Genomic DNA, 7,130 nt, shown 5'->3' with positions numbered 1-7,130 from the left:
GTTATGTACCTGATCCAGCGCGGAGGGGTCGGCGCAATATTTCTATCTTTTTATATTCTAAAAATAATCAAATTTGATTATTTTTCACCCTCAAAAGAGGTGCTTGAGAATATACATCGTATCTAGTCAGTAGATATTAAAAAATGGGATCAATATCCCGACAGATAGATGAAGATAAAATCATTTGCGACCACCTCCGCGCTGAATCGCACGGTGTGGACTGTAGGTGCATCCAGCTACCGGTGTCAATCGTCGAACCGCCGGCTTTGTGTCAAGACGATTCTTTTCTGACTTCAAACTGACTCGGTGTGCGATGGTTGATCACTCCAGCTTGATTACCGGGTTCGATGGCGGCACCGGCACGACCCAGCGGTCGGGTTCGGACAGGACGACGGCAGCGAGCCTCCCGACGCTGGCGCCGCCACGGCCCATGACCTGGTAGCGCAGGATGTTCACGCGGCCCTTGCCCTGGCCAGAGGTCATGCGGTGCCAGCCGGCCTTGATGACCTCGCGCTGCACCTGCAGGCCCGTTGCGTCGGCTTGGGTCGCCGGCCCGGTCTCCCGGGCGTAGAGCTTGAAGATCAGCGGCGAGACGAGCGCCATGCCTTCTTCCACGAAATGCACGGCGGCGCCGGTCTCGTTGTGCTTGATCTCGCGGCTGGCCAAGCCGTTTTGCAGCCAGCGCATGAAGGCGATGGCGACCTCGCTGGGCTCGACCTTGCGGGCGGCTGCTTCGTGGGGCAGCTCGGGCAGGTGCGGCGCCAGGACCACGGGCGTGGGCGGCGTGCGCGCAGACGTTTCTGGGGTCACGCCAAAGAGCGGACGCACGAAGCCGGGCTCGGGTCGCGCCGGCGGCGTTGCCGTGGATGGAGCCGTGGTGGGTGCTGGCGTTGGCGACGACGCCGGCGCGGGCCCCCTCGTTGTTGATGCAGCCTTGGGTTTGGGCACGGACTGTTCCGGTGTCGGCGCTGCAGGTGCTTTCTTGCCGTTCGGCGTTGGCGCATTCTTGGGCGCCACCAGGGGTGGCCTGGATGGCGCTGCCGGCATGCTGGGCCGCACCGGCGCGGGCGCGGCGGTGCGCACGTCGTCGTCCTCGTCCAGCCATCCATCATCGACGTCGAAGCCGTCGTCTTTGCCCCCGATGCGGATCACATCGTCCAGTGGCGGAAACGTGGGCTCGATGCGTTGGGGCACCTTCGCCTGCGCCGGCGGCTTGGCCGCTTCGGCAGTGGTGGGTGCTTGCACTGATTGAAGGGCCGTGGCGGCGGATGCTGGCGCAGTTGATGGCGCAACGTTTGCAGGAGTTGCCGCAGTCTCCTGCGCATTGCCGTTCGATGCAGGCTTGGGCTTTGGCCGGTTGAACGCGGGGGCCTTGAGCTGGTTCTCGTTGGGTTTCTGAGAAGTTGCCGCAGCCTTGGGCTTGTTGGGCTTTGATCCAGCTTCCGGCGTGTGGGATGCCGCAGGTTGGGGCGCTGGCGCGAGAGCTGCCGCATCCTTGTCGGGTTGCCTCGATGCACGCGCTGCATCAGCGCTTTCGGTGCCCTGCTGCACCGACACCTGCCCTGCCCCATCCTCCTGGTCGTCCTCTCCTGCTGCTTCATCCTTGCGCTTGTCCCGCACCACGATGCGGCCGGCCATCGGCTGGGGGTACTGGCTCGGATCGTCATAGAGCTTGGCCAGTGGAAACCTCAGCATGGTCAGCGAGTGGCTGTAGCCTGCTGCAACCGTGTCCTGATGCGTTGCGGCAGCTTCCTGCGGGTCTGTTGCACTGTCGGCACTGCTTGCTGCATCCTGGGCCTGACCCTGCACCGTCACGTACCAGATCGCCTGGCCGCTGTGCGGATTCACCTCGATGCAGCCGTACTCCTGCCAGGTGTCGAACAGCCGGTCGTTCTTGGCCTCGCCCGGCACGGCTTCCTCGGGAGCATGGTCTTTGATCCAGGTGCGTACGCCATCGGCCAAGCGCTTGGCCACGAACCACATCGAGCCGTCATGCACCCAGCCCGCCGCGCCCGAGCGGTTCAGCGGCAGCGCGGTGCCCGCGCGCAGCATGGCCTTCACCGCATTCATCAGCAGGTCGATGAGCGGGATCGCATTGCTGGTGGTGAACCGCGCCCGGCTGCCGTGCAGCAAGGCTCGCTGGGTCGATGCCTGATCGGCGCGGCCGACGATGCTGGCCACCAGGCCATCCTTCGTCCCCGAGAGGAAGCGGGTGAGCGCCTCCAGCGTGTGCGGCCGGCGCGCGAGAAACGTCACCGCCGTGGCCGGTGCGATCTGGCCCAGCAGCGTGACCGCCAGGCGCGAGTGCGCGCCATAGTCCCTTGCGGATTTGGGGGCGAACTCCACGAGGTACTCTGCCGCCCTGCCCGGCTCGATCCGCGTCATCGGTCCCCCGATCGGATTCCACCGGGTGCGCTCCGTCGCCCCAGGCGTGCGCCACGTGACGCGCAGATCCGTCATCGGCTTGGCAATGTCGTGCAGCAGCGAGGAGAAGAACACCACGTAGGTCCACTCGTCGCGCTCGGCATCGATCTGCTCGATGGGTGCCCCTTCGGGCAAGAAGTGCCCGTTGCGCCAGGTCATGGCCGCCAGGAGCATCTCCAGGGTGTGGGCCAGCAGCCCGCCCACATGCGCGTGGTGATGGGCCTCGGACGCCGGCATCAGCTGCACCATCTCTGCGTAGCGGTGGATCGCGGGCAGCAGATCGCGCTGCCATACGCTTTGCGCCAGGCGCGACTGGCGCCACATGTCCTGCATGGCCTTGTCCGCGTTCACGCACCCCAGCAACTCATCGGCGGGCAGCAGGCGCAGCCACCCCTGCTCCGAGCCCTCCACGGCGATGCGCCGCGGCGTGGTGGGTGGGCTGGGTGTGGACGGTGTGGGTGCCGCGGCGGGAAGGGAGGCGCGTGCGGGCGCGCCTTGCCCGCCGAGCATTCGGCCTGCATCGCCCCATCGGCTGCGAAGCCATTCGAGCGATCGCTTCATGCGGGTGCCAGCAGGTAGCGGGACAGTTGCTCCAGCCATGGCTTGGATGCCGGGCGGCTGTCATCGACGCACAGCCAGTCCTCGTCTCCATGCGGCATCTCGATGAAGTCCAGCCAGCACTGCTCCAGCGGACTCCACAAGCACGCGGATGCCTCGGGCCGGTGTTCATTGCCCCACCAGGCGCGCACGCGTACCAGGTCCAGGGTCAGCAGATCCTGCACGATGGCAAGCCGGCGGGCGTGGGCCACCCGAACATCCAAACTTGCGGCAGCTTCACCGGGGATGCGGCAGACATGCCGGAGCAACACGTCGCGAACGCAGATGTTGGGTGCTTGCCAGTCCTCTAGGTGGCGCTCCAGCCCGTCGTAGCGGCCCAGCCATTGCAGCAGTCTTGATGTCCAGTTGGCCAGGCCCAGCGAGGACAGATGCTGCACGATCGCGTAGACCGCGTGGGCGTGATCCAGCGCATCGCGGCCGGAGTGCGGCCATCCCGCGTTGGGGGCGGGGTTGCTGTGCTGCGCCCTCAGTCGCGGTTGCCGCGCAGGGCTGGGCGGCGAGAATTCTGGGTCCAGTGCTTCTTCCATGATGGCGCAGCACTGTATTGACAACGGGCCAGGCAGGCCAGCGAGAACCCTGCGCGACGTCGCGGAGGGTTTACGCTTGATAACGCGGTGCCGATCTGCTAGAGCATGAACGAAGCAGATTAAACTAATTAATAGTTACGTCATCGAGTTAACTTTGGCATCAGTCACGCCAGGCATCGAACTTCTGCATAGCGTGACTGGATGCAGAATGTAAAGCAGTTATTTGCCGTTAAGTTACGCGCCGCCATGGAGGCGGCTGGCTACGCACCAAAGCCCGCAGTGCTGGAACGCGGATTCAACACCCGGTATTGGGGCAAGCCCATGACCCTGCATGGCGTGCGTCGCTGGCTGCAAGGCGAGACCCTGCCAAGTTATCCCAAGCTGCAGACGCTCTCCACTTGGCTGCGTGTCCCGATAGAAGAACTGGTGGCAGGTGCCAAGGCACCCTCCCCGGCTGCTTCGGCGGCACGCATCGGAAATGGTTGGACCGAGGTTGGCTACGACGATCGCCAGGTCGTTGACCTCTACCTTGCATTGCCCGTCAAGGAACGGCGACTGGCTCGGGACGTGATCCTGACGATCGCCCGCGCTCATGAACTGGGCGTAAAACGGAAGTGACTGTGTTCAGGGTCAAACCCGAATGCCGGTCCGATTTGCTGGGCTTTATACTGGGTATTTAAACAGCTATCGGAGAGTTCACCATGCAAGCCACCGACACCCGCTACTGCGTTGTCCTGTGCGACAGCGCAAGTCTGCCCGCGCGTGAGCGCATTGCGGCCGAGGCTGCCTACGCTCGCTCCCTGGAGCGCCTGCTCGGAGGGCCGGAGGGTGTCGTGGAAACCCTCGCATCCGTGCAGCGCATCCAGGAGCAGGAGGACGATGACGCATCGCCCGAGGCCCGCGCGCTGGCCCTGGCGACGATCAACCGCTGGGCGAAGGCCGCCGCGGCAGCGCGCCAGGCCGGCATGCGCGAACTGCAAGGCGAGGCCGAGGACGGCTACTTCGAGGTCCGGCTGGACTGACCACCGTGGACCAGATCGCCATCGCCATTCTGGGCGCTGCGGCAGCCTGGCTCTCGCAGTCCCGTGATCCAGCGCAAGCGCGGTGGGCCTGCATCTTCGGGATGCTGGGTCAGCCCTTCTGGTTCTATGCCGCCTGGAAAGCCGACCAATGGGGCATCTTCGTGGTGTGCGTGCTGTACGCCATCGCCTGGATGCGGGGACTGTGGGTGCACTGGCTCTCGCCTCGGCGAGCAACGGGCGTGGAGACGATCCAGATTGCTCCAGGTCGGGAGCGTTGATCTTGAGTTGTTGGGGAGTAAACTGGCAACATGGAATTGGAAATCTATCGCGCACTGGTGAAGATCAATGTGTCCCCCGAGGACGCGCAAGCCGTGGCCGAATCGATCAACAAGGAGATCGACAAGCGCTACACCTTGCATGCAGCTCAACTGTTCACTAAAGCTGATGGCGGGGAATTGAAAGCGGACGTCATCAAATGGTGCGTCGGCACCATGTTTGCTGCTGTGGGCCTCTTTGCCGCGATCACCAAACTCTGGCACTGAATCAAGTTACTCCACCCCTTCGGCCCGCCTCGTGCGGGCTTTTTTCTTGGTGCGCCCAGCGTGCTGCATCAGCTTTCGCAGTCATTGGGGGCAAGCCACCTTGCCGCGAGCCTTTCGGTCATGCTGCAGCTGCTGTCGAATGAACCGTAGAGAGGCGCCGGCCAATCGACATGAGGTGCATCGGGAGCCATCATGGGCTGCCAAAACCGTTTTTGATTGACGAATGCAGTCATTGCATTGACGCTGCAACCAATTCGCTTGCCTTCCCTGAATCAGTTGAATTCGCTGATGCCAGCACTTGCGTATGCATTTGCAAGCGTCATAGCGAGGCGGCAAATTTTCCTCCGGGCGCCTGAGCGCAGCACCCACAGTTGAACTCGTGATTATGCCTGACAGCATCTGCTCGATGCGAGCCCTGGGGTTGATTGATTGTATGTTGTATTGCACTACAAAATACAATTAATACAAGCTGGCTTTCAAGTCGGCAATGAGCTATTCGCAGAACCTTTACGGCAGAATCGAACTGCGCGCGGACTCACGTGGTTCAGCGCATTCATTCAACATGAAATGCATTAATACGGGAGGAATGATGTTTGGGAAGTGTCTATTGGTTGGTATTTGCGCGATCTTCATGACGGGCTGCTCATCGAACTCTCCAAGTGAAAAGGATGTCAGAAAGGGGCTGGAGGACGCTTTTGCCTCTTGCAGCCTGGCAAAAATCAAAGACGTCAAACGGTTGAACGGAGAGCAGGGATCTGATGTTAATAAGTATCTGGTGGATGTCAGCTTCGTGCTGAATATCGAGCCGGTCCCCAATGCAAGTGAACGTAGCGCGAAAGCCCAAAAGATCGAAGAAGAAAGCAGGGTTCGCGCCAAAAACCTTTCAGATCAAATATCAAGTCTCAATACACGGGTTGAGGAACTGAAAGGTCGTCGCCGAGAGGAGGTGGATGCGGCGCAGAGAGACATCTCCACTTACCGGAATTCAGACGCACATTTGAGAGCCAGTGTGGAAGAGCGGTTTCGCATGAGCAGCGAAATCCACAAGAAAATGAACGAATCGCTCAGCCGCTACGATGATCAGATCAAACCGCTTAGTGAAAAGCTTTATGGATTGCAATTAAGCCTTGCCAACTCCGGAGGTGAGTCTGCTGCAATGCGTAGATCATTGGTGGAAGACTTCTCTCGCCTTTGTGCGATTCGAGGTCTATTCGCAGAGCGGGTATTTATGGAGGAGATGGCGCGTGGAAATATCAACAGGAATAAAACGCCGCTGGGAGGGAGTTTTGAACTGCACTACAAGATATGGATGAAGAAAACGGATAATGGTTGGATTTTTAATATGTGATTGCGTCATCATTGATGCCGGCAAAATTCTTCACGCATTCTTGAACAGCGCAGTTCGATAGTTGATTCGACTTCGTGTGTGGCACGAAATACATGAGTGCCCTTTCACTCTCCGCCCACGAACTGCTGGACCGCCTTGCTGCCCGGGCTGTCGCAGGGTCTTTCGGGATCATGGGCCGGCGCCCCGCCGCCGGCCCATGACTCCTCGCCCGTCAAAGCCCTTTCCCCCGTCCCCGTAGGCCCTTTCATGCGTCCGACGATTTGAGGAGGACGCATGCCCTTTGGATAGGCCCCTTCACCCCGTAGGAAGCCCTTTGCCCGTAGGCCCCCGCCCTCGGGGGACGCCTTTCTCCTGCATGCGCCTTTCACCCACGGTATTTCACGGAATTCCGCAGCTTTTCTTGCCTACCATCTGACGGAACGCGCGTCAAGCGTAAACCGTCCGCCACGTAGCGGAGGGTTTCGGCTTGAGGCCACCCCCCACAAAAAAGACACTGCCGGCCATTGGCGACGTTTGCCCGGCTGGGTGACGTCTTTGGCCCGCAGTCTCTTCGGCTTGCGGGCGTTTTCTCTACAGGTGGTGGATTCATGGGGCAGGCGCACGCAAGGGCGGCAGGTGCAGCGGCACGGGCTGCGGTCATTGGCACGGC

The 7,130-nt window shown here is 61.3% G+C and carries 7 protein-coding genes; 5 read left to right on the top strand and 2 right to left on the bottom strand.

Annotated features, from left to right (window positions below; genetic code table 11):
- Positions 1-321: 321 nt before the first annotated feature.
- Together mobH and AVMA1855_RS26295 are read right to left on the bottom strand one after the other, a co-directional pair.
- Positions 322-2,985 carry a MobH family relaxase gene (gene mobH, locus AVMA1855_RS26300; protein ID WP_284427979.1) on the bottom strand — a complete coding sequence of 888 codons (2,664 nt, stop codon included), beginning with the start codon at positions 2,983-2,985 and terminating at the stop codon, positions 322-324.
- Positions 2,982-3,569 carry a hypothetical protein gene (locus AVMA1855_RS26295; RefSeq protein WP_284399700.1) on the bottom strand — a complete coding sequence of 196 codons (588 nt, stop codon included), beginning with the start codon at positions 3,567-3,569 and terminating at the stop codon, positions 2,982-2,984. Before AVMA1855_RS26295 ends, mobH begins: the two co-directional genes overlap by 4 nt.
- 201 nt (positions 3,570-3,770) lie before the next feature.
- Here AVMA1855_RS26295 and AVMA1855_RS26290 point away from each other — a divergent pair, with 201 nt between their 5' ends.
- From AVMA1855_RS26290 to AVMA1855_RS26270, 5 genes are all read left to right on the top strand, one after another.
- A complete protein-coding gene (locus tag AVMA1855_RS26290) occupies positions 3,771-4,187 on the top strand; it encodes an XRE family transcriptional regulator (RefSeq protein WP_284427978.1) in 417 nt (138 codons plus the stop codon).
- An 83-nt stretch (positions 4,188-4,270) separates the two neighbouring features.
- A complete protein-coding gene (locus tag AVMA1855_RS26285; protein ID WP_284427977.1) occupies positions 4,271-4,591 on the top strand; it encodes a hypothetical protein in 321 nt (106 codons plus the stop codon).
- A gap of 5 nt (positions 4,592-4,596) precedes the next feature.
- Positions 4,597-4,869, top strand: a complete 273-nt coding sequence (locus tag AVMA1855_RS26280; RefSeq protein ID WP_284427976.1) for a hypothetical protein — start codon at positions 4,597-4,599, stop codon at positions 4,867-4,869.
- A gap of 30 nt (positions 4,870-4,899) precedes the next feature.
- A complete protein-coding gene (locus tag AVMA1855_RS26275; protein WP_272552770.1) occupies positions 4,900-5,133 on the top strand; it encodes a hypothetical protein in 234 nt (77 codons plus the stop codon).
- A gap of 487 nt (positions 5,134-5,620) precedes the next feature.
- A complete protein-coding gene (locus tag AVMA1855_RS26270) occupies positions 5,621-6,481 on the top strand; it encodes a hypothetical protein (protein ID WP_284427975.1) in 861 nt (286 codons plus the stop codon).
- Positions 6,482-7,130 lie beyond the last annotated feature (649 nt).

The organism is Acidovorax sp. SUPP1855 (genome assembly GCF_030158955.1).
In the GTDB taxonomy this organism is placed as follows: Bacteria; Pseudomonadota; Gammaproteobacteria; order Burkholderiales; family Burkholderiaceae_C; genus Paracidovorax.
This window is presented reverse-complemented; position numbering and strand designations above follow the sequence as displayed.